Here is a 19,639-nt window from a genome sequence, read left to right as displayed (position 1 = left end):
GGGTCAGCGGAGCGGGTCGGCACCGTCCCAGGTGCCTTCGCTGGCGTACGGGACGAACCTGGCGAACAGCTCCTCGGCGTACCAGTCGTCGGCGCGTACCCGCTCGATGACCTGCCGGTGCGCAGCACCCCGGTAGGCGAAGGCGCGCACCGCCGCCGCGTCCCGCCACAGCGAGAACGTCGCCTGCCTGGCCACCGGCCACTCGCCCATGCCGATCGAGGCCAGGCAGCCGTCCTGCCGCCGCAGCAGCTCCTCGACGGAGGGCACCGAACGGTAGAACGCGACCAGCCGCCTGGCCCTGATCGACGCCCGGGTCAGCACGGCGACCGGCCCGCCGCCGCGTGCGGGACCGGCCCCGCCCTCCTGCACGGCCAGGGGGCCGCCGCCCCGCACGGTCAGAGCGCCGCGCCGGTCGCCGTGCTGACCGGGCTGGTCGCCGCCCTGGCGGGGCCGCTCGCCCTGCTCGCCGGGCCCGCCCCCGATCGGCTCGCCGATCCGGGACGCGACCCGCTCGCCGGCGAACGGGTCGCGTCCCGACCAGGTGCCGCGCGAGGCCAGCGGAGCCAGCCGCACCTGCCACCGCTCGCGCGCCTCGGCCCGCCACCGCGCGGCGATCGGCGAGGTACGCAGGAACGCCTCCAGATCGTCCTCGCACCGCCAGACCGCGAACAGCGCCCACCGCCGCAGGTCGGCCCCGAGCGACATGGCCCGCCCGCGTCCCGTGCCGAGCAGCCGCCAGAACCGCAGCCCCGGGGTGCCGCGCAGCAGCGGCCGGTCGAAGGCCATGTGGCTCATCGCCCCGAGATCGTCGTACCTGACGAGGTGGAACGACGCGATGGCTGAGGCAGGGATCGTGCCGGTCGCGCTCATCGCCGGTTACCTGCTCGGCTCGGTGCCGGTCGCGGTGCTGGCGGCGCGCAGGCACGGCGTCGATCCGCGCGAGGCGGGCGACCGCAACCCCGGGTACTGGAACGTCAAGGAGCAGCTCGGAGCCAGGGCGGCGATCCCGGTGTTCGCGGGCGACACGGCGAAGGGCACGCTGGCCGCGCTGCTGGCGCTGGTGCTCAGCGGCGCGCACGTCACCGGGCTCGGCACGGTCACGGGGGCCAGCGTGCTGCCGGTGTACGCGGCGACGGGCGCGGCGATGATCGGGCACGCGTGGCCGGTGTTCGCCGGGTTCCGCGGCGGGCGGTCGATTCTCACCTTCGCGGGTGGGGTGGCGGTCATCTGCCCTGCGGCCTTCCTGCTCGGGGTGGTGGTGCTGGCGGTGACGGCGTGGGTGACGCGGTCGTTCGCGGTGGGGGCGCGGGTGGCGGTGTTCGGGATTCCGGTGCTGCAGCTGCTGTTCGCGCCCGTGGCGCAGGTGGCCGCGACCGGCGTGCTCATGTGCCTCATCGGGCTGCGCTTCGCCCAGGCCGCGCTCGCCGGGCGCCGGCGGTGACCCGCGGGTACGTGCGGCCCCGCCACGTACGCACCGGGCGCAGCGTCGCCAGCGTGAGCCGGAGCGCGGCGGCCGGGTCGAGCAGCGGCGACAGCGCAAGTCCCGGGCCGGGATCGCGGTAGCTGCCGCGCAGCGCGCACGCCAGCAGCAGCCGCATCGCCAGCAGACCCGCGTCCAGGCCGGTGGGCCGCCCGGCGGCCAGGCGCAGCGCGGGCAGCGCGCAGGTCAGCCAGATCACCGCCAGGTCGGCCGCCTGCCATCCGGGGCCGGTCACGTCGCGCAGCGGCAGCGAACGTCCCCACTCCCGCCACAGCTCGGCCACCGAGTCGTGCATGTCCACCTCGAGCAGCGCCCCCGCGTCGAGGAACCCCACCGACCAGCCGCGCCCCGCCAGGCAGCGGGCCAGCGCCACGTCGTCCGTCATGCGGTCGCGTACGAGCGCGAACCCGTCCGCGCGGGTGAGCTGCTCGCGCCGGAACGCCATGCACTGGCCGTTGGCGACGACCCGGTGCGCAGGCGGCGGCGTCAGCGGGCCCGCCGGGCCGAACCGGTAGACCAGCGTCGCCAGCATCGAGGCGTGCAGCGCCTGCTCGAGCGGGCCGTCGCAGGCGAACCTCGGGGCGGCGCTCACCAGGTCGTAGCGTTCGAGCGCGCACGCCAGCGCGCCGAACAGCCCGGGTTCCGGCCGCGCGTCGGCGTCCAGCGTGACCACGATCTCGCCGGTGGCGGCGCGGACGCCCTGCCGGAGCGCCCACTGCTTGCCCACCCAGCCGTCCGGCAGCGGCGCGCCGGTGATCACCTTCGCGCCCAGCGCGGCGGCCACGCTCGCGGTGCCGTCCTGCGACCCGTCGTCCACGACGATCACCTCGGTGACGGCCGGGGCGGCGAGCGCGCCCCGCAGGCACGGCCCGATGCGCGCCGCCTCGTCCCGCGCGGGGACGACGACGGAGATCGTCGTACGGGCCGTCGTGCGCGACGCGAGCGCCGGCAACCGCCGCCGCCCCCGCGCCAGCCGCGCCGCCGCGACGACCCCGGCGGCGAGCTGCGCGACGTCGAGCGCCCTCACGACGCCTTCACCGTGCCCCGCCGCGCCCGGCGCCCGCGTGCGGGAAGTCGCGCGCCACCATCCCCGCCACGATCTTCGCGCCCATCGTCACCATCGGCAGCCCGCCGCCCGGATGCACGGAGCCGCCGACCAGGTACAGCCCCCGCCTGGGCCCCCGGTTGCCGGGCCGGAGGAAGGGCGAGAACCGCCCCCGATGGGCGCCGCCGTAGATGGCGCCGCCCCAGGAGCCGTAACGGTCGCGCAGGTCCGCCGGTGTGAACACGTCGGCGAAGCGCAGCCGCCCCGACAGGTCGTGGCCGCGCTCGGCCAGCCGCTCCAGCACCAGATCCCGGTACGACTCGACCCGCGTCGGCCACCGCGCCGGATCGCGGGCGGGCACGTTGACGAGCAGCGTCCAGTTCTCCGCCCCCTGCGGCGCCTGGGAGTCGTCGTCCACCGCCGAGCAGCCGACGTAGATGGTCGGATCGCGGGGCGGCACCCGGCGGCGGAAGATGTCGTCGAACTCCCGCTCGTAGGAGGCGGAGAACAGCACCGAGTGGTGCGGCAGACCCGGCGTGCGGCCCTCCACCCCGGCCAGCACGAGCAGCGCCGACGACGAGGGGCCGAGCCTGGCGATCCTGCGCAGCCGCCGCCGGTCCGGCAGCAGCCGGCCGTACAGGGCGGCGGCGTCGATGCCCGCGACCACGACGTCCGCCCGCACCCGCCGACCGCTCGCCAGCCGCACCCCGGTGACGCGGGAGCCGTCCGCTTCGACCGCGGCGACCGGCTCCGACAGGAACACCTGCGCGCCCGCCGCCTTGAGCAGCAGCGCCAGGTCGTCGGCCAGCCTGGCGAGGCCGCCCGGCGCGTACCAGACGCCCTGCCCGTGCTCCAGCGCGGGCACGCAGCCGAGCGCGGCGGGCGCGTCGTACGGGCTCGACCCGGCGTAGGTGGCGTAGCGGCCGACGTACTGCCGCAGGCGCGGGTCGCGGAAGAAGCGGCGGGCCAGCCCGTCCAGCGTGCGGCCCGGCGCGACCGCGAGCAGGTCGGACGGCCGCGCCCCGTCCGGCGGCCGGATCAGCGGCCCGGCGAACGCGGTACGTCCGGCCGCCCGCAGGCAGCCCCTGGCCCACTCGTAGAAGGCCCGCCAGGCCCGCCCCTCGCCGGGCGCGAGCCGTTCCACGGCGGCGGCCATCAGCTCCGGGTCCCGCCGGGCGTCGAGCACGCCGCCGCCGGCGAAGCGGTAGCGGCACAGCGGCTCAGGCTCGATCAGCTCGCGGCGCAGGCCCAGCTCGCGGAAGAGGCCGGGCATGGTGAGCAGCGAGGGGCCGAGCGAGAAGGTGAAACCGTCCCTGTGGTGCTCGGCCAGCTTGCCGCCGAGCCGTTCGCGCTGCTCGTACAGGCGGACCTCGTGGCCCTGCCTGGCCAGCAGCAGCGCGCACACCATGCCGCCCACCCCGCCGCCGATGACCGTCACCTCTGCCATGCCCGCCTCCGTGCCCGCCCCTGTGCCCGCCTTTGTGCCCGCCCCTGAGCCCGCCTTTGTGTCCGCCCCTGAGCCCGCTTCTGTGCCCACCTCTGCGCCCGCCCCTGGGCCCGCCCGCAGGCCCGCCTCCACGACGCCACGGCGAACCCGCCCATCGCCAGCCCGCCGGCCGCCGCCACCAGCGGATCCGGCGGCACGAACACCGCCGCGAACGCGACCGTCTCCATCACCGCCATGACCGTGTAGAGCACGAGCAGCCCGCTCGCCGGGCCGGGCTCCCGGGCGGCACGCCCGATGACGAGCATGACCAGCGCCGACACCAGCAGCCACCCGGCGAAGTTGCTCAGCGGAATGCCCCGGTAGAAGCCGTCATCAGCCCACCTCCACAGCCCGAGCCCGACCATCTGCGGGTCGAGGAACAGATCCCACGCCGTCAGCGCGCACGCCCCCGCGAACACCCGCCCCCAGCCGGTCGCAAGCGCCGCGCCCACCGCGTACGCCGCCAGCCCCATGCCGCCCCAGGCCAGCGTCACCACCACGGGCACGCCGCCCGCCTGCGGCCACAGCACGCCGGTATAGGAGTAGGACCCGAAAGGAAACCCGGTCAGCACCCCCGCCAGCTCGGCCGCGTACCCCGTGAGCACCGCCGCGCAGAACGCGCCGACCGCCCTGCGCGGCCCCCAGGCGTCCGCGGCGAAGGCGACCGCGCTCGCCGCGAGCAGCGCCACGATCGCGGTGACGTACCGCTCGGGCCGCACGTCCAGCCCCGACGCCACCTGCACCGCCGTCATGGCGAGCAGCGACAGCACGCCGAGCGCGCGGGCCGGCCCGATGGCCGCGCCTGCCGTCCGTTCGCCCGGCGTCCGCTTCACACTCCGTCTTCTCTGTTCGAGGTCTTCTCTGTTCGAGGTCTTCTCTGCTCGAGGGCGCTATGAGTCCGGGACGAACGTGCCCGGCCGCCCCCCAAGAGATCGTCTGGAACGAGGCAAAGATCGCCCTTTTCGCTGGTCGGCGGGGTTCATTACCGAACGCGGAGGTTCATCGGGGCACGCCCAGAGGTTGCCCCGGGAAGCCCTCGGGTAGCCGGGCACACACGTTTGCTCACTCGAACCAGCGCGAAGGAGCGCACGCACATGACCTTCAACCCACTCCAGGAGCGGGGCATCCCGCTGGACAAGCAACTGCGCAACTGGCGGGAGCTGAACGTCGCGCCGATCGATCCCGACCACGCCGATCCGTACACGCGGTGTCGCATCATCACGATGAACGGCATCGAGGTCGAGGCCGTCATGTTCAGCCACCACCTGGCCCGGCACTGCCCCGACATCGAGATCAAGCAGCAGCTCGCCAGGGTCCGCTACATCGAGGCGCAGCAGCAGAAGGCGGTCAACTGGCTGCTGCCCGGCCTCGCCTCGGTGCTGGAGACGACGATCGCCTACGAGCAGGTCGCGGTGGACCTCACCGCCTGGGTCGCCCGCATGGAGCCGGACCCGTACCTGCAGCAGGCGTACCAGTTCGGCGTGCTGGAGGACTTCGACCACCTCTACCGGTACGCCAACCTCTACGAGATGATCGAGCACCGCAAGGCGGAGAAGATCGTCGACAATCTCACCGAGGTCATGCCGGGCCGCCCGACGTTCATGCACCACCGCAACCCGATCGACAACGTGCGCGAGCCGTACGACCGGTCCACCGCCGCCCCGATCTCCAAGCTGCACGCGCTGACCATCATGTCGACCGAGCAGCAGACCATGAACTTCTACATGAACGTCGGCCCCACCTACATGGAGCCGATCGCCCGCCAGCTCTACCAGGAGATCGGCCTCATCGAGGAAGAGCACGTCACCCACTACGAGTCGCTCGTCGACCCCGGCGAGAGCTGGTGGGAGATGCTGCTCAACCACGAGTACAACGAGTGCTACCTGTACCACTCGTTCATGGAGACCGAGTCCGACCCCAAGGTGAAGAACATCTGGGAGCTCCACCTGAACATGGAGCTCGAGCACCTCCGCCTGGCCGCCGAGCTGTTCAAGCGCTTCGACGGCCGCGAGCCCGAGGAGGTGTGCGCGCCCGAGCTGCCCGTGCCGGTCACGTTCGAGCCGAACAAGGGCTACCTGCGCGAGCTGCTGTCCACCCAGATCGACTACACGACCCTGGGCACCGGCTACGTCCAGGACGCCCACGAGCGCTTCGAGAAGATGCAGGAAGCCCTCATGGGCGGCGAGAAGGCGCCGTCCGAGCGCGTCATCGACGACAACCGCGCCACCTCCGGTCACGAGTACCGGCTGCAGACCGAGGGCGAGCACCCGGTCCACAGCCTCGCCGCCAACCGCTGACCGCCCGCTCCGGGCCCGCACCACGGCGGGCCCTGGAAGCGTTTCGAGATCCAAGGCGGGGCGCCGAGGTCCGGCTCCACGACGCGGACCCGGCCCGGGACGCGGCGGCGATTCAGGGGGTCAGGCGCCGCTCGCGTGCGGGTCGGTGCTGTTCAAGATCGCCACGACCTGGTCGTACTCGCCGCGGACCTCGGCGTAGCGGAGGAACTTCACCCGCTCCACCTGGATCTCCTTGGCGTCAGGCCGGCTCTCCAGCAGCTCCATGACCTCCGCGATGTACTCCTCCAGCGGCATCGCGTGCTCGTTCGTCTCCTGTCCGGGCATCAGCGTCGTGCGTACGGACGGCGGCACGAGCTCGAGCACCCGCACGCTCGTGCCCTCGAGCTGCAGCCGCAGCGACTCGCTGAGCATGTGGATCGCCGCCTTGGAGGCGTTGTAGCTGGGCGTCACCTTCAGCGGGGTGAACGCCAGGCCCGACGAGACGGTGACGATGGTGGCGTCCGGCCGGGTCTGCAGGTGCTCGATGAACGCGGCGATGAGCCGGATCGGCCCGAGCACGTTCGTGGTCACGACCTCCTCGGCGGAGGCGAGGAACGACTCCGGCTTGCGCCAGTCCTCGGCCTTCATGATGCCGGCCATCGCGATGAGCACGTTCAGGTCGGGATGCCGGGCGATGACCTGCCCGGCGGCGGCCTGGATGCTCGCCGGGTCGGTCGTGTCGATGATGACGGTGCCGATGCCGGGGTTCTCGGCGGCGATCCGCTCGAGCAGCCCGGTACGGCGGCCGCCGATGATCACGGTGTTGCCCTTGTCGCGCAGGGCCAGGGCGAGCGCGAGCCCGATGCCGCTCGTGCCGCCGGGGATGAAGATGGTGTTCCCTGAGATCTGCATGCTTCGAGCCTGGCCGGGCGGCGCGCGCGGGGGCAGAGACCGTTCATCGGGGGATCGGCGGTCCCTGGTTGGCGCATCGCCCGTACACATAATGGGCTTTATGGATCGCGCAGCTCTGGCGGACTTCCTGCGCCGCCGCCGCGAAGCACTGCAGCCCGAGGACGTCGGGCTCCCGCCCGGCGCCCGCCGCCGGGCTCCCGGGCTGCGGCGCGAGGAGGTGGCCTCGCTCGCGGTGATGTCCACCGACTACTACACCCGGCTCGAGCAGCAGCGCGGCCCGCAGCCGAGCGCGCAGATGCTCGCCTCGCTGGCGCGGGCGCTGCGCCTGACGGACGACGAGCGCCGCTACCTGTTCCAGATCTGCGGCCACAACGCCCCCGCGACGCTGTCGGCCGTGACACACGTCGCCCCCGCCCTGCTGCGCGTCATGGACCGCCTGAGCGACACGCCCGCGCTCATCCTGTCGGACCTCGGGGAGACGCTGGTGCAGAACCGTCCGGCCGAGGCGCTGTTCGGCGACGTCTCCGGCTACACGGGGCTGGCCCGCTACGAGATCTACCGCTGGTTCACCATCCCCGCCGTGCGGCGCCGCTACCCCGAGCACGACCACGCCAGGCAGAGCCGTTCCCTGGTCGCCAACCTGCGCGCCGCCCACGGCGCGCGCGGCCCCGGCTCGCAGGCGGGCGAGCTGGTCAGGGCGCTGCAGAAGGAGAGCCCCGAGTTCGCCGAGCTGTGGGAGCGGCACGAGGTGGCCAAGCGGTTCGAGGACCACAAGGTGCTCATCCATCCCGAGCTCGGCGAGATCGAGGTGGACTGCCAGGTGCTGTTCACCGAGGACCAGGCCCAGGCGCTGCTGGTGCTCACCGCACCGCCGCGCAGCGAGGGCGACGAGAAGCTGCGGCTGCTCAACGTGGTGGGGCAGCAGCGGTTCACCACGGCCTGAACGCGCTCACGCGGGGATCTTCTCCCGCTCCAGCAGGCCGAAGCCGAGCTGGCAGTACGGCTCCAGCTGGTCGTAGTACTCGCGGTGCGAGCAGATCTTGCCGTCCTTGACGAACGCGGTGCAGCTCGCCCGCACCGTGATCCGGCGGCCCGTCGGCGCGATCTCCCGCCCGTTCGGCAGGAGCAGGATCCCGGCGTTCGTACCGGTGTAGGTCCACTCGGTGATGACCGGGTTGTCGCAGTCGCCCAGCTCGAACCAGGCCGTCGCGTGCCAGTCGGGGAAGGCGCGGAACGTCTGCTGGTACATCCACTCGATCTGGTCGAGTCCCTCCGCCACGCCGCACGGCGTGACGTAGACGGCGTCCTTGCTGTAGCAGTCGAGAACGAGCGGCAGGTCGTGGTCGTTGACCGCCTCGTTCAGCCGATGCTTGAGATCCCAGAACATGGACACGGCTTACCCCCAAGCCTTGTCACCGGGCGCGCCACCGGCGGTGGTGCGCCCCCTCCAGTGTCGGCGCGATCCGCGGCACGGCGCTCCCAAGCACCCGCCAAAATCGCCATCCGTGGCGGCCCTGCGCCTCAGCGCCCGGTAAACGCGGGGTTCCGCCGCGCCGTCCCCGGCTGGTCCGGCGCTTTCTGGGTAGGCGTACCGCCTCGAACCTGAGGGAGAGGAGCGCTGCCGTGCATGCCTATCAGGAGCTGATCGATCAGGTGCGGTCCGGGATGAAGGTCGTGACCAGTGACGGCAAAGAGCTGGGAACGGTGGAGTTCGTCAAGCTCGGCGACCCGCAGGCCGCCACCACGGAGGGGCAGGAATCCGACCCGCGAGCCGGGGGCGTGCCGATCCTTGCCGACGTGTTCACCGACCCCGAACCCGACCTGCCGCCCGCGCTCGCGGCCAGGCTCGTGCGCACGGGCTTCGTCAAGGTGGACGCCAAAGGCTGGTTCTCGCGCGACCTGTACGTGACCCCCGACCAGGTGGCCAGGGTCGAGGGGAACGTCGTGCACCTCAGCGCCGACTGCGGCGCGCTCGCGACGGAGAGCTGACCGGCCCGGCCGGCCGATGACCGCCGAGGGCGCTCAGGCGGCTCGGGCTCGTTCGCAGGAGGGCCATGGCGGCTCGGGCGCCGGAGGCCGCAGGCCGCTGATGGCCGCCCGTCCAGGCCGGGCGGCGTTTCCCGCCCGGCCTTGAGGGCAACCGCCTTTCATGATGCGAGCACTCATGAAGGGCGCCGTCTGCGGCGCCGTCGCCACCGCCGCGATGAGCGGGGTCATGCTGGCCGGCAGCAGGATGGGCCTCATGCCCGACCAGCCGCCCAAACGCATCGCCCGCGCGCTGATGCCCGGCCACAGCCACCGGCCCAAGCAGGGCGAGGGGGTCGCGGGCGCCCTGGCGCACTTCGGCTTCGGCACCGCCGCCGGCTCGCTGTACGGCCTGCTGGCCCGCGGCCACCGCACCCCTTCCATCGCCGGCGTCGGCTACGCCCTGGCCATCTGGGCGGCCAGCTACCAGGGCTGGGTGCCCGTCCTCGGCATCCTGCCCGCCGCCACCCGCGACCTGCCCGGCCGGCCCGCCGTCATGATCTGCGGGCACGTCGTGTACGGCACGATCCTCACCAAGGCCATGAACCGGCTCAACGCCCGTTCGGCCCGGAAGGCGGCCAGGAAGCGGGCACGGGCGGAGAGCGGCGAGCACCGCGAACCGGCCTACCGTCGCGAGCCCGTCTCGACGGAGCACCACCGCCGCCACGCCCACGCCCGCATCTGACGGACGCTACGCCGCCCGGCGGCCCCTGCCCATGGGCCGCCCGCGCCGGACGGTGCTCAGACCGCGCGCGCCACCGCGATCACGGTGGAGCCGCGCTGCCCGGCCTCGTAGAACATGTACGAGACACCGCCGTCCGTGCCGAACGCAGGGGCGGCGGAGCGGCGGTTGTCGGGAGCGCCGGTGAGCGGGGTGTGGAAGACGCCCAGGTGCACCTCGCGGTCGAAAGAGTTGCCCACCTCGGTGAGGTACATGCTGCCCGAGTTGCCGTGATAGACGACGTACGTGGTGCCGTTGGCCTTGAGCACGTGCGCCCCGCTCAGGTCGGTCAGCCCGTCATCGGCCGGGTCGATCAGCGGCGAGGGGTCGAAGGACCAGGTGACCGCGTCCGCCGACCAGCCCCAGTAGATCTTGCGCCGGCCGCCGTTGTTGCCCATGAACACCATCACGTACTTCGAGCCCAGCGAGGGGATCGTGTGGTCGAACACGCGCGCGTACGACGCCTCCGAGATCCCGGGCACCATCGAGGTGTTGAGCACCACCCCGTGGTAGCTGAAGTTGATGCCGTCGGCGGACGTGGCCAGGCGGGTGGTGGTGTTCTCGCCGTGGAAGTACAGGTACCAGCGCTTGCTGGCGGCGTGCCAGAGCACGTGCGGCGAGGACACGTGGCTGACGTTGTAGTGGGAGCCCCACTGGCGGCTGATGATCGGGTTGCCGGGGTACTCGGTGAACGGCCCGGCGAGCGAGTCGCCGTAGGCGAGGCAGATGCCGCCGGGCGCGTCGTGCGGGGCGTACCAGAGGTAGTAGCGGCCGAGGCCGCCCGGCATGCGGTCGTACGTGCCGCGCACGCACGGGAAGATCAGCTCGCCGGTCGGGTTGTAGCGCAGCGCGGAGACGTTCAGCGCCTGCCCGATGTAGCTGTACGAGGGGAAGCCGCCCGGCCCGGCGGCCGCGGCGGCGGGGGAGGGGGAGAGAGCGGGGAGTGCGGGAAGTGCGGCGGCGGTGAGAGCGGCGCCCAGGACGGTTCGGCGGTTCAGGACCGGTTCGGACATGCTCTGCCCTTTCGTGTTTCACACCGGCGGAGGTCCGGTGTGATCACAGAGCATCGGTCAGGGCAAAGCCCGAGTCAACCTGATAATACGAATTACTTCAGCGAGCACTCGTGCTCGGCGGTGAACCCGAGCAGGAGGCGGGCCGGGTTCGGGCCGGTCGGAACGGTCCGTCCCGGCAGGTGACGGGCCCCGCGATCATGATCCCGGTGTGGCCGGCGTCGAATGCCGCGACGGAGGGAACCGTTCGATCGGCTCGGCGGAGCGCGTGCGAGGCATCCGTCCCGCCGGTGTGCGCGAACCCCCTGACACACGCGTCGGCCGGGCCGGTCACCGGCGGTGACCGGCCCGGCCGACGACCGCTCAGTGCCTGGCGCCCGCCCTGCCGCGGGTCAGCAGCACGCCGAGCGCGACCATGCCGACGCCCAGGATCAGGTGCAGCCAGTTGTCGGCGGTGTTGAGCGGAACGAAGTTGGCCGGGCTGTCGTGCGCCACGATCAGGCCGTACAGCCACAGCAGCAGGTAGATGACGCCGCCGGCGACCAGGAAGTTCCGCGCGCCGCTCCACGTCTTCGCCAGCAGCACGCCGGCGATGCCGAAGATCAGGTGCACGATGTTGTGCAGGATCGACACCTGGAAGAGACCGAGCAGCAGGGCGCCGGAGTGGTGCCCGGCGAACTGCAGCTGGTCGAAGTCGGTGGTCACGCCGGGAACGAACCCGAGCACGCCGACGAGCAGGAACACCACGCCGGTGATCAGGGCGGCGAGCTGCACGGGCGTGCGGCTCGTCGTGGTGCGATGAGTGATCATGGGGGGCCTCCTCTGTCGATGAACCCCCCTCCTACCCCCAGGGACGATCGCATGCGCCGCGGAGTCAGCCGATGATGACGCGCTCCTCGGGCAGCTCGTAGCGGCGGGTCCGCTGCTTCAGCGCGAGCGCAGACCCCAGCGTCAGCGGTCCGATACGGCCGACGAACATCAGCAGGCTCATCAGCACGTGCCCCGCCACCGGGATCTCGTTCGTGATGCCGGTCGACAGCCCGTTGGTGGCGAACGCCGAGATCGCCTCGAACAGCACCCGGTCGAGGTCGTGCACACTGATCATGAGCAGCAGCCAGGTCGCGAACGCCACCAGGATGACGCCCAGCAGCGTGATCGACACCGCCTGCCGCTGCGTGGACGACGGCAGCCGCCGGTGCCCGATGTTCACATGGTTCTCACCGCGCAGCTCGGCCCAGATGATGAACAGCAGGAAACCGAACGTGGTGACCTTGATGCCGCCCGCCGTGCTCGCGCTGCCGCCCCCGATGAACATCAGGACCTCGGTGACCAGCCACGACGACGGATACATCTGGCTGATGTCGAGCGTGTTGAAGCCGCCGGAACGCGGCATCACGGCCGCGAAGAACGCCGCGAGCAGCTTCCCCGAGTCGTCGAGCGGGCCCATCGTCGCCGGGTTGCGCCACTCGGTCATGAGGAACGCCAGCGTGCCCCCGACGATGAGCAGCGCGCTCACCCCGAGCGTGACCCGCGTCAGCATCGACCAGCGGCTCGGCCGCCGCCACGTGCGCAGCAGCTCGAAGACCACCGGATAGCCCAGGCCGCCGACCAGCACCGCGGCCGCGACGGTCAGGCAGATCCACGGATCGGTGACGAACCGCATCAGGTTGTCCGGCCACAGGGCGAACCCCGCGTTGTTGAACGCCGACACCCCGTGGAACACGCCCAGGTAGACCGCCCTGCCCAGCGGCTCGCCGTACCCGGTGGCGAACCGCACGGTGAGGATCGTGGCGACCACGACCTCGCACACCACCGTGAACGTCACCACCATGCGCAGCACGTGACGCAGGTCGGCCCCCACCACCGCCTTCGTCTCCAGCTGCGCCGACAGCCGCGCCCGCAGCCCGATGCGGCCCGACAGGATCACCATGACCAGCGTGGCGAGCGTCATGATCCCCAGCCCGCCCACCTGGAACAGCACGGTGATCACCACTTCGCCGAACACCGACCAGTGCGTCCCGGTGTCCACCACCGTCAGCCCCGTCAGGCACACGGCCGAGGTGGCGGTGAAGAACGCGGTGAGCCAGCTCGTCTCGCCCGACGCCGTCGCCATCGGCGTGCCGAGCAGCAGCGTGCCGATGAGCACCGCCGAGCCGAACCCGGCCGCGATCACCACCGCCGGATGCCGCCACCTGCCCGGCACCGCCGGCCGCCGCCCGTTCACGTGCCCACCTCGCCGCGCGGGCCACGGCCGGACCTGTCGTGGTCGTCGTCCATGGAGGCGCCTCCGTCGGGCTCGCACGTGCCGGAGACCTCCCCACCGACCAGGCGTTCCGGCACTTCAACGCCCTACGCTAGCGCAGCCGGCCCGGCGCGCGGCGGCACGCCCGCCGCACGGGGCGGCGGCGCCGCGCACAGGGTGCCGGCGAGCCGCGGCACCGGCGGAGAACCTGCCGTGCATCTGACGGCCCCCACCCGCATCCGCCTTATCACGTACGCCACCGACCACCCGAACCTGGCACTTGCCGATACTTGTACGGAAAGCTTGCCATCAGTCCGCATGAGTGCATACTTTGACCGGGAAAAATCCGTACGTCATACCAGAAGGTGATCGCCATGCCCAGCGGCAGCACCACAGGCGCCGTCGGCTTCGCGCCCGAGGAGATCGACCCCACCCTCCCGACCCGATCCGCCCGCCTGAAGTGGGTGATCGTCGTCAACGGCTCCCTGCCCGCCGGCCGCGCCGCCAACGCCGCCGTCTGCGTCGCCGCCGCCACCTCACGCGCGGTCACCGGCCTCCTGGGAGACGACGCGATCGACGCCGGCGGCGCCGCACACCCCGGCCTGCCCTGGGCCGGCTGCTCGGTCCTGGCCGCCGACGCCGCCACCCTGCACACGATCAGAACCAAGGCCGCCGCCTCCGGCACCTGCCACGTCGCCGACATGCCCGCCGCCGCCCAGCACACCCGCGTCTACGCCGACTACCTCGCCACCGTGAAGGAAACGCAGGCGGAGGACATCGAGTACTACGCCGTCAGCCTCGTCGGCCCCCGCAACCGCATCGACAAGATCGTCGGCCGCCTCCCTCTGCTCGCCTGAGCCGTACGCTTCGAGGCGAGGCGCGGTCCCCGAGCTTCGTCCCGGTCCGACGGCGAAAGGCGTGTACAGGAAGGCGCGGAGGGGCGACGGCGGCGGCGTTATGCGCGGTGGTGCCGACGGCGTGCGGTTCCGCGGACGACGCCATTCCCCGTTACGCGGACGTCGAGCGCTTCGGGTACGTCATGGCCAACGCCTTCCGCGCCTCCCATCCCGAGTACGTCGTGACATCCGGTGACCATGCCGCCGAGCGGGAGCCGGACGAGATGGCCATCGACCTCTTCGCTCGGCGGCGACCGCGAACCCGTGCCCGGGAAAGAGGCCGTACACCGACGGGACTCACCCGGCTCGCGGGCGCTGACCGCCGCGCTGAGCCGAGTCGGGCGAGCGGGCGGGCCGGCCAGAGAGGAGGCCGACGCCGTGTTAGGGCGAGCGGGCCGCGCCAAGGAGGTCACCGCGGTGGTGGTGTGCACCCGGCCGCTGACCATGGACGAGATCCGCGGCCGCAAGCACCTGGCGGTCGACGACGTGCTCTTCTCCCCGCCGCACGGTGGAGCGCCGATCTCCTGGGACGGCAGGCCGGGGACGTTCTGCCACGGGTGCGGCGGTGACGGAGACGCCATCACCGAGGGACTTCCGGCGCTGGGTGGCTCCCTGGAGCCGTCCGACGAGCCCGCACTCCGCCACTCCGGCCTGAGCCTCGCTCGCCTGAAGGGCGCCGCACAAGCCGGGAGGATCCCCGCGTACGTGCAGGTCGCCGAGAAGCCCGTACTGCTCCGCAAGCTCCTCAAGCACGATCCCATCAAGGCGATGCACATCATGCGCGTCGCCGACCACTGCGCCGGCGACGCCTCCGACGATTGCACCTGGCCGGAGGACGAGCACCTCTTCGGCTGAGCCGGCGCGACATGCGTGAGGCGGTGGGCCCGGCTTGGCCACCTCCACGCGCGGATCAGCGTCCACCCGGGCCCGCTCGGCCACCTCACCAGCGCCCCCGCGAACGCCGCGACGGGCTGGGCGATGCGGTGCGCCGGAGGAGTGCGGAGGAGAAGGGATAGGACGGGGGCGGTTGTGGGATGTGATCGGATATCTGCTCAATCCGGAGGTGGAAGACCTTACGAAAGAAGCAGAGGTCTCAGTTGGCGGACGAACTCGACCACGTCCGCCTTATGGTCCCGTCCAGGTTTGCCAGAAACTATCCGTATAACGAGTACCTTGCTGACGTCTTTCGTCCAGGCTCGCGCTTGTGCGCCGATGACGTTTCCGCCTGTATCGAAAATGGGGGCGCTATAGCCGGGCCCCGCATGGGAGGGAAGATCCGTACCTTTGTCTCCGGCTTTCGTGTTCTCCAGGGCGTCCAGGGTCGAATCGAATGGGCTGTGCAGCTCGATGGTCATCAGCGCCTTGTCTTCCGGCGCCGGGCTCTTGCTGATGACGCAGTGTGAGAAGTGAGCGGCCGACTCAGAGCCGCTCGCATAGAAGTCGTCTACACCCAAGGCCCGAGCGATGGCTTGGTGAGCGAGGACCGCGCACTCCGCCTCTGTGGGAGGAGCCGTCACGGCACCCAGCGGACGACGATCCGCGGGAGGCGGCGGAGGCGACGATGAGCATGACGTCGCAGTGAACAGGGCGACCAGCAACGGCATCGTGCAGTACGGTCTTCTCACGTTTTCCCTGTTTCCTGGGGAAGTGGCGGAGGCTTGAAGCCTTCGGAGACGGCGTCCGCCGTGTCCTTGAAAATGCTGGAGGCGGTCGAATACTGGATTCCTCACCATCGCCGGCATCGGCTCAGTCCGTGGTCGTTTCGGGAGCCGGGGTGGCGGCAGGAATCAGTTTCGGCGCGATCAGCTTCATCAAGGCGGCCGCGTCTGACGCATTATCTCGCCCCTCAACGCCACGCATCAGGTCCACGATCAGTTCGTTGGAGCCGTGAACGAGAATCGCGGCTGCCTGTGGGGCATCGGCTCCGTCGATCCGACCATAATGACCGACCGCTCCGGGGATGATCTCCGGAAGAGGCTTGGCTCCTTGTGCGATCTCCCACTCCACTTCTTCTTTCGATCCGGCGGGGGAGAGGGAGATCTGTAATACCTTCAGCTTGTCCCCTGTGGGCTGATACACCAGGCACGAGCCGGTGCCATAGTCCTTCCCGTCCAGCTCCTGGCCCGCCGTGAGGTCGAAGTCGCCTTCGGCATGTGGGTTTCGTATGCCGGTCATCAGCCGGACAGCGCCGAGCGGGATGTAGCCGCAAAGGTATGGTGGGGCAGCGATCGACGGGAGCGGCGTCATGTCCGTGGAAGGGCTTGCTTGGTCCTGGCAGCCTGTCAGCAGGAGCGCTGCGACGATGATCGCTATGGGGGAGGCTAGGCGGCCCTTCATGGTCAACTGAACTCCGCGGCGCCGGCGTCGGCGCCGCGGTCCATTCCTTTTTCTATTTTCGTCCACTGGTCTCCGGCAAACCCTTCACTCTGCCGTCTTTGGTGGGCATCCCTGCGGAGGTTCGTGTCCCCCGGTAGGGAGCCATCTCCTGTGAAGTCACCAGCGACTTCCCGCCGTCCTTCAAGAAATTCCTAGGTGACTTTCGGCGGTCTTCTCCTTCGCTGAGGCCTTCCAGCTCCGTGGATGTGTGGGGTCGGGAGGGTGGCTCTTGCCGAACAGCCCGTGCCTGAGCATCGCGTCGATCGCGAGCTGTTCGGCTCCTGATGTGTTGGTGCGGTCGCCCAGGGGGTCGCTTGCGGGATGCCCAGTACCGTATGTGTCGCCGCAAAGGCCGGGGCCGGGGATGGAGTTATGGCGGACGTGTCGGTACGTGCGGGAGGAGTGGTTTCGGTACGTGCGGGAGGATCGGCCGGCCGCTCAGGCGACGGCTGCGGAATTGGTGTCGGCGGGGTCGTCACGACATGCCTCCAGCACGTATGCGGACGACTGGATTGTCTCCCCGGCACCCACCCCCGCGAGGGCCGTATAACGTACCAGCATGATCACTCCCCCGGGACCGATGTGAACGGTCGCCAGGACGTACGTGAAAGCGTTGTCTTGGGTTCGCTCTGAGCACGAGGATGGGCGGAGATGTGGAGTGTCGTCGTCAGGTTGATGCGGCTGTCACGTGCGTGATGCCGTGAAGGGCAAGATGCGAGCCGAGGGCAGCGGTGCTCACCTGCGCAAGACACTTTGTGGAGCAGCTGCGCAGCCAGCGGCACTTCCCAGAGAACCCTGCGGTCTTCGGCAGTCGTGACTTAGAGTACGCGTTCAGGATCGTCCGCCATATGTCTCCAGGATTCTGGCGTACGGCTGCATAGGACTGCACTCGGCCGCCTCCGATGGGCCGGAGAAGCGAAACATCTGCGGTTGTGAAACCTCAGATCGGTGGCGGAAACGCTGCTCGAGACGAGTGCCCTGGCAGAATTCGAATCTGCGGCACATCTCGACGACCTTGCCTGCGATCAGACTGCACGAAACAGTCCAAACTGCCCTATCAAAGGTCGGCTGTGTGATGCCCTCGTTCAAGCCCTGAAGATACGGGGTGATTGACGGTGTCCGCGAAAGAGCAGTTGATTCGGGAGGGGGCCGAGAAGGAGGCGCTCGCCGCCACGTTCACCCGCTATGCGAAGATTCTCGCTGAAGTCCTCGACGGTATCCCGTCGGCTGTAGAAGGAGGTGAAACCCGCTGGAAGGGGTCGGCTGTGGAACGCTATCTGATCAACGCAGGCAGGCTGGTTACGCCAGCGCAGCGAAGCGATCATTTGGCGCGGAAGAACCAGCTCGGCCTCGAACGCCACAGACGGCCTATGGACACGCATCAGCCAGTGCATCCTCGCCCTCAACGCCGTCATCTGGAACAACCGGAACATAGGACGTGCCGGCGAAGCGATCCCTGATCGCCGACGACCACTAACCCGACTTTCACTTCGGCTACTTAGCGGTGTCGAATTCGTATGCCGCCAGCCGCCGCACCGCCGGCCGTAGGGCCACCCTGAGAGCTTGGGGGAGCCAGTCGATGATGAACGTCAAGGTCCGAGCATGCTCTTCTAGGTTGAGATACTCGGCGTTCCACTCAGGCGTGAAACAAATGGCTCCACGAATGATTGACGGCGCATTCCCTTGGCTGGTCGACTCGGGAAGCTGGGGGACCATCGGACTGCCCCCACTCCTCGGGTGCACCCGGACGTTGTGTTCAGCGAGGTTGGCATGCACGCATGAGCGGAACGTCATGTACTCCTCCCGATCCATGGGGACGAGCAAGATCAGCCGCTCGGGAGGCAGCGTACGGAAAGCCTCGCGTAGCTCCCACATGGTGCCTTCACCAGGACCCAGCGAAAGCACGACCATTCGTGCCCTACGCATGAGCTCTCGTACCGGAGCTTGCCAGTCGTTCAAAGGCAGATACAGACGTGTGGCTCCGACATAGGGCAGCGTCTCGCCTGGCTGTCCCACAGCCACCAGCGGGCTCACCCGCCGTTTCAGCGCGGCGGCGATCCTCTCTTCTTCGGTGCGTCCGGTGACGAGGAGTCTGGCCAAGGGCATGAGCCCTCGCCAGGGAACCCGTTGTGGGGAATTCTGCAGGGCGTCGCTCGCGAACGGACGCAAGTAGAGGACAAAGGATTCTCCGTTCAGTTGGTCCGTATCTCGGATGATCTTCGTGAGGTGGCGCCTAGAGAAACGGAGAACATCCTGCCCGGCGTGGTAGACCTGGCCTGCTAGGAATAGCCCGAGAGGGGCGTATATGCGGTATATCCACCAGCCTGGCGCGAGCTCCTTGACGAAGAGGAGAAGGAAACAGGAAGCCCAGAGAGACAGGGCCAAGATGCAGCCGGCTGTCCCGATGCATCGCAGGCCTATGCCGATGAAAGTGGATGCGGGTGACTTCACGCTTTTACTCTTACGTGAGTAGTCGCACAGCCATAGACCGATCAGCGTCATGAGCAACAGGTGGGGGAGCGCTTCGCCGCCGATGGGCTGTGGCATGTGATAAAGGCCAAGGGAGCCGAGCCAGAATCTGCCGGCGATGATCGCTGAGAGGATGAACACCAGGAAGCGGACGGAGGGCGAGGAGATCTTCTCGGCTGTCCTGAACGTGGACAACGGATTGAGCATCCGCAGTCTGTCCCTGCGTGGCGCCATTCCCGCTAGGTACAGCCGGCGCGCGTTCATCAGTATCTTGCAGGAAGCGAGGATGGCGCCGATCAGGAAGATGAGGAGTGGGATGCGCCACCATGAAGGGGTCGCATTGACGTCTGGCTTGCTGTGCTCAAGAAGAAGTTCCTGCACCTGCTGCGCAGTCACCGTCGAGGTCGCCACGAGGGTGATCAGGCCGAACAACCCCCAGAAGACGGCTGGGACGCGCATATGTTCGCTGATCCAGAGCAGGAAGCGGTCTGATCGCTTGGCAGAGAGCCCCATGTAGAGAAACACGACCGCCACTGGGACCTCGAGTACGGTCAACGCAAGGTTGAGGTGCTGAACGACATCTTCCGAGTCGACACTTGCCATGAATGTTGGCGAGAGTGACATGAGGGCCACGCTATGGAATGCAGGCGTTCGTTCGCCGGGTTTTCGCGAGATCGCGGGGAAGTGATGAGGCCCGCTTC

Annotated in this window: 19 protein-coding genes; 8 read left to right on the top strand and 11 right to left on the bottom strand. The window is 69.9% G+C overall.

The features are described from left to right. Positions 1–3: 3 nt before the first annotated feature. Positions 4–870: a spheroidene monooxygenase gene (locus tag ACGFIM_RS29690; RefSeq protein WP_393206647.1), complete on the bottom strand. Its 867-nt coding sequence runs from the start codon at positions 868–870 to the stop codon at positions 4–6. Here ACGFIM_RS29690 and ACGFIM_RS29685 point away from each other — a divergent pair. Then, positions 836–1,441, top strand: a complete 606-nt coding sequence (locus ACGFIM_RS29685) for a glycerol-3-phosphate acyltransferase (RefSeq protein ID WP_393206644.1) — start codon at positions 836–838, stop codon at positions 1,439–1,441. The two genes, ACGFIM_RS29690 and ACGFIM_RS29685, sit on opposite strands and share 35 nt — an antisense overlap. Here ACGFIM_RS29685 and ACGFIM_RS29680 read toward each other — a convergent pair. From ACGFIM_RS29680 to ACGFIM_RS29670, 3 genes are read right to left on the bottom strand one after another with little or no spacing between them, the layout of a single operon-like run. Further along, positions 1,392–2,507 carry a glycosyltransferase gene (locus ACGFIM_RS29680; protein WP_393206641.1) on the bottom strand — a complete coding sequence of 372 codons (1,116 nt, stop codon included), beginning with the start codon at positions 2,505–2,507 and terminating at the stop codon, positions 1,392–1,394. The genes ACGFIM_RS29685 and ACGFIM_RS29680 overlap by 50 nt on opposite strands. Positions 2,508–2,514: 7 nt before the next feature. Further along, positions 2,515–3,972, bottom strand: a complete 1,458-nt coding sequence (locus ACGFIM_RS29675) for a phytoene desaturase family protein (protein WP_393206637.1) — start codon at positions 3,970–3,972, stop codon at positions 2,515–2,517. Next, entirely contained in the window at positions 3,960–4,844 is an 885-nt protein-coding gene (locus ACGFIM_RS29670) for a carotenoid biosynthesis protein (RefSeq protein ID WP_393206634.1), read from the bottom strand. The genes ACGFIM_RS29675 and ACGFIM_RS29670 overlap by 13 nt, the downstream gene beginning before the upstream one ends. Before the next feature lie 261 nt (positions 4,845–5,105). Between ACGFIM_RS29670 and ACGFIM_RS29665 the strand changes: the two genes are divergently transcribed. Then, positions 5,106–6,308, top strand: coding sequence for a hypothetical protein (locus ACGFIM_RS29665; RefSeq protein ID WP_393206631.1), 1,203 nt, complete (start codon positions 5,106–5,108; stop codon positions 6,306–6,308). A gap of 120 nt (positions 6,309–6,428) precedes the next feature. Here ACGFIM_RS29665 and ACGFIM_RS29660 read toward each other — a convergent pair whose 3' ends face one another. Beyond that, positions 6,429–7,199: an SDR family oxidoreductase gene (locus ACGFIM_RS29660; protein WP_393206628.1), complete on the bottom strand. Its 771-nt coding sequence runs from the start codon at positions 7,197–7,199 to the stop codon at positions 6,429–6,431. A gap of 100 nt (positions 7,200–7,299) precedes the next feature. Between ACGFIM_RS29660 and ACGFIM_RS29655 the strand changes: the two genes are divergently transcribed. Further along, positions 7,300–8,142 carry a helix-turn-helix transcriptional regulator gene (locus ACGFIM_RS29655; protein ID WP_393206625.1) on the top strand — a complete coding sequence of 281 codons (843 nt, stop codon included), beginning with the start codon at positions 7,300–7,302 and terminating at the stop codon, positions 8,140–8,142. Between the two features lie 6 nt (positions 8,143–8,148). Here ACGFIM_RS29655 and ACGFIM_RS29650 read toward each other — a convergent pair whose 3' ends face one another. After that, positions 8,149–8,586: an ester cyclase gene (locus ACGFIM_RS29650; protein ID WP_393206622.1), complete on the bottom strand. Its 438-nt coding sequence runs from the start codon at positions 8,584–8,586 to the stop codon at positions 8,149–8,151. Between the two features lie 236 nt (positions 8,587–8,822). On the opposite strand from ACGFIM_RS29650, the gene ACGFIM_RS29645 reads away from it, so the two are divergent. Then, positions 8,823–9,188, top strand: coding sequence for a hypothetical protein (locus ACGFIM_RS29645; protein WP_393206619.1), 366 nt, complete (start codon positions 8,823–8,825; stop codon positions 9,186–9,188). Positions 9,189–9,348: 160 nt separating this feature from the next. Then, complete coding sequence (locus tag ACGFIM_RS29640) at positions 9,349–9,909, top strand: DUF6789 family protein (protein ID WP_393206615.1); 561 nt, start codon at positions 9,349–9,351, stop codon at positions 9,907–9,909. Positions 9,910–9,965: 56 nt separating this feature from the next. Here the strand turns inward: ACGFIM_RS29640 and ACGFIM_RS29635 are convergent, their stop codons facing one another. From ACGFIM_RS29635 to ACGFIM_RS29625, 3 genes are all read right to left on the bottom strand, one after another. Then, positions 9,966–10,958, bottom strand: a complete 993-nt coding sequence (locus ACGFIM_RS29635; RefSeq protein WP_393206612.1) for a hypothetical protein — start codon at positions 10,956–10,958, stop codon at positions 9,966–9,968. 360 nt (positions 10,959–11,318) lie between these two features. Beyond that, positions 11,319–11,765: a DUF4383 domain-containing protein gene (locus tag ACGFIM_RS29630; RefSeq protein WP_393206609.1), complete on the bottom strand. Its 447-nt coding sequence runs from the start codon at positions 11,763–11,765 to the stop codon at positions 11,319–11,321. Between the two features lie 64 nt (positions 11,766–11,829). After that, entirely contained in the window at positions 11,830–13,179 is a 1,350-nt protein-coding gene (locus tag ACGFIM_RS29625; RefSeq protein ID WP_393206606.1) for a TrkH family potassium uptake protein, read from the bottom strand. Positions 13,180–13,571: 392 nt separating this feature from the next. On the opposite strand from ACGFIM_RS29625, the gene ACGFIM_RS29620 reads away from it, so the two are divergent. Next, the gene (locus ACGFIM_RS29620) at positions 13,572–14,054 is read left to right on the top strand and encodes a DUF2000 domain-containing protein (RefSeq protein ID WP_393206603.1); all 483 of its coding nucleotides are present in this window, start codon (positions 13,572–13,574) and stop codon (positions 14,052–14,054) included. Positions 14,055–14,471: 417 nt separating this feature from the next. Further along, complete coding sequence (locus ACGFIM_RS29615) at positions 14,472–14,948, top strand: hypothetical protein (protein WP_393206600.1); 477 nt, start codon at positions 14,472–14,474, stop codon at positions 14,946–14,948. 891 nt (positions 14,949–15,839) lie between these two features. Here ACGFIM_RS29615 and ACGFIM_RS29610 read toward each other — a convergent pair. Continuing rightward, complete coding sequence (locus ACGFIM_RS29610; RefSeq protein ID WP_393206596.1) at positions 15,840–16,436, bottom strand: hypothetical protein; 597 nt, start codon at positions 16,434–16,436, stop codon at positions 15,840–15,842. A gap of 1,148 nt (positions 16,437–17,584) precedes the next feature. Between ACGFIM_RS29610 and ACGFIM_RS29605 the strand changes: the two genes are divergently transcribed. Then, positions 17,585–17,929: a hypothetical protein gene (locus ACGFIM_RS29605; protein WP_393206593.1), complete on the top strand. Its 345-nt coding sequence runs from the start codon at positions 17,585–17,587 to the stop codon at positions 17,927–17,929. Between the two features lie 34 nt (positions 17,930–17,963). Here ACGFIM_RS29605 and ACGFIM_RS29600 read toward each other — a convergent pair whose 3' ends face one another. Beyond that, positions 17,964–19,562, bottom strand: a complete 1,599-nt coding sequence (locus ACGFIM_RS29600; protein ID WP_393206590.1) for a hypothetical protein — start codon at positions 19,560–19,562, stop codon at positions 17,964–17,966. Positions 19,563–19,639 lie beyond the last annotated feature (77 nt).

The sequence above is a fragment of the Nonomuraea sp. NPDC049309 genome (genome assembly GCF_043196965.1).
GTDB classification, from domain to species: domain Bacteria; phylum Actinomycetota; class Actinomycetes; order Streptosporangiales; family Streptosporangiaceae; genus Nonomuraea; species Nonomuraea fastidiosa.
Note: the sequence above shows the minus strand (reverse complement) of the source record. Positions and strands in the feature narration are given on the sequence as shown.

Coding starts and splice junctions, on each gene's coding strand:
- ACGFIM_RS29635 (WP_393206612.1), bottom strand. CDS start 10,958: ATGTCCGAACCGGTCCTGAACCGCCGAACCGTCCTGGGCGCCGCTCTC.
- ACGFIM_RS29690 (WP_393206647.1), bottom strand. CDS start 870: ATGAGCGCGACCGGCACGATCCCTGCCTCAGCCATCGCGTCGTTCCAC.
- ACGFIM_RS29620 (WP_393206603.1), top strand. CDS start 13,572: ATGCCCAGCGGCAGCACCACAGGCGCCGTCGGCTTCGCGCCCGAGGAG.
- ACGFIM_RS29630 (WP_393206609.1), bottom strand. CDS start 11,765: ATGATCACTCATCGCACCACGACGAGCCGCACGCCCGTGCAGCTCGCC.
- ACGFIM_RS29675 (WP_393206637.1), bottom strand. CDS start 3,972: ATGGCAGAGGTGACGGTCATCGGCGGCGGGGTGGGCGGCATGGTGTGC.
- ACGFIM_RS29640 (WP_393206615.1), top strand. CDS start 9,349: ATGATGCGAGCACTCATGAAGGGCGCCGTCTGCGGCGCCGTCGCCACC.
- ACGFIM_RS29665 (WP_393206631.1), top strand. CDS start 5,106: ATGACCTTCAACCCACTCCAGGAGCGGGGCATCCCGCTGGACAAGCAA.
- ACGFIM_RS29660 (WP_393206628.1), bottom strand. CDS start 7,199: ATGCAGATCTCAGGGAACACCATCTTCATCCCCGGCGGCACGAGCGGC.
- ACGFIM_RS29600 (WP_393206590.1), bottom strand. CDS start 19,562: ATGTCACTCTCGCCAACATTCATGGCAAGTGTCGACTCGGAAGATGTC.
- ACGFIM_RS29655 (WP_393206625.1), top strand. CDS start 7,300: ATGGATCGCGCAGCTCTGGCGGACTTCCTGCGCCGCCGCCGCGAAGCA.
- ACGFIM_RS29685 (WP_393206644.1), top strand. CDS start 836: ATGGCTGAGGCAGGGATCGTGCCGGTCGCGCTCATCGCCGGTTACCTG.
- ACGFIM_RS29650 (WP_393206622.1), bottom strand. CDS start 8,586: ATGTTCTGGGATCTCAAGCATCGGCTGAACGAGGCGGTCAACGACCAC.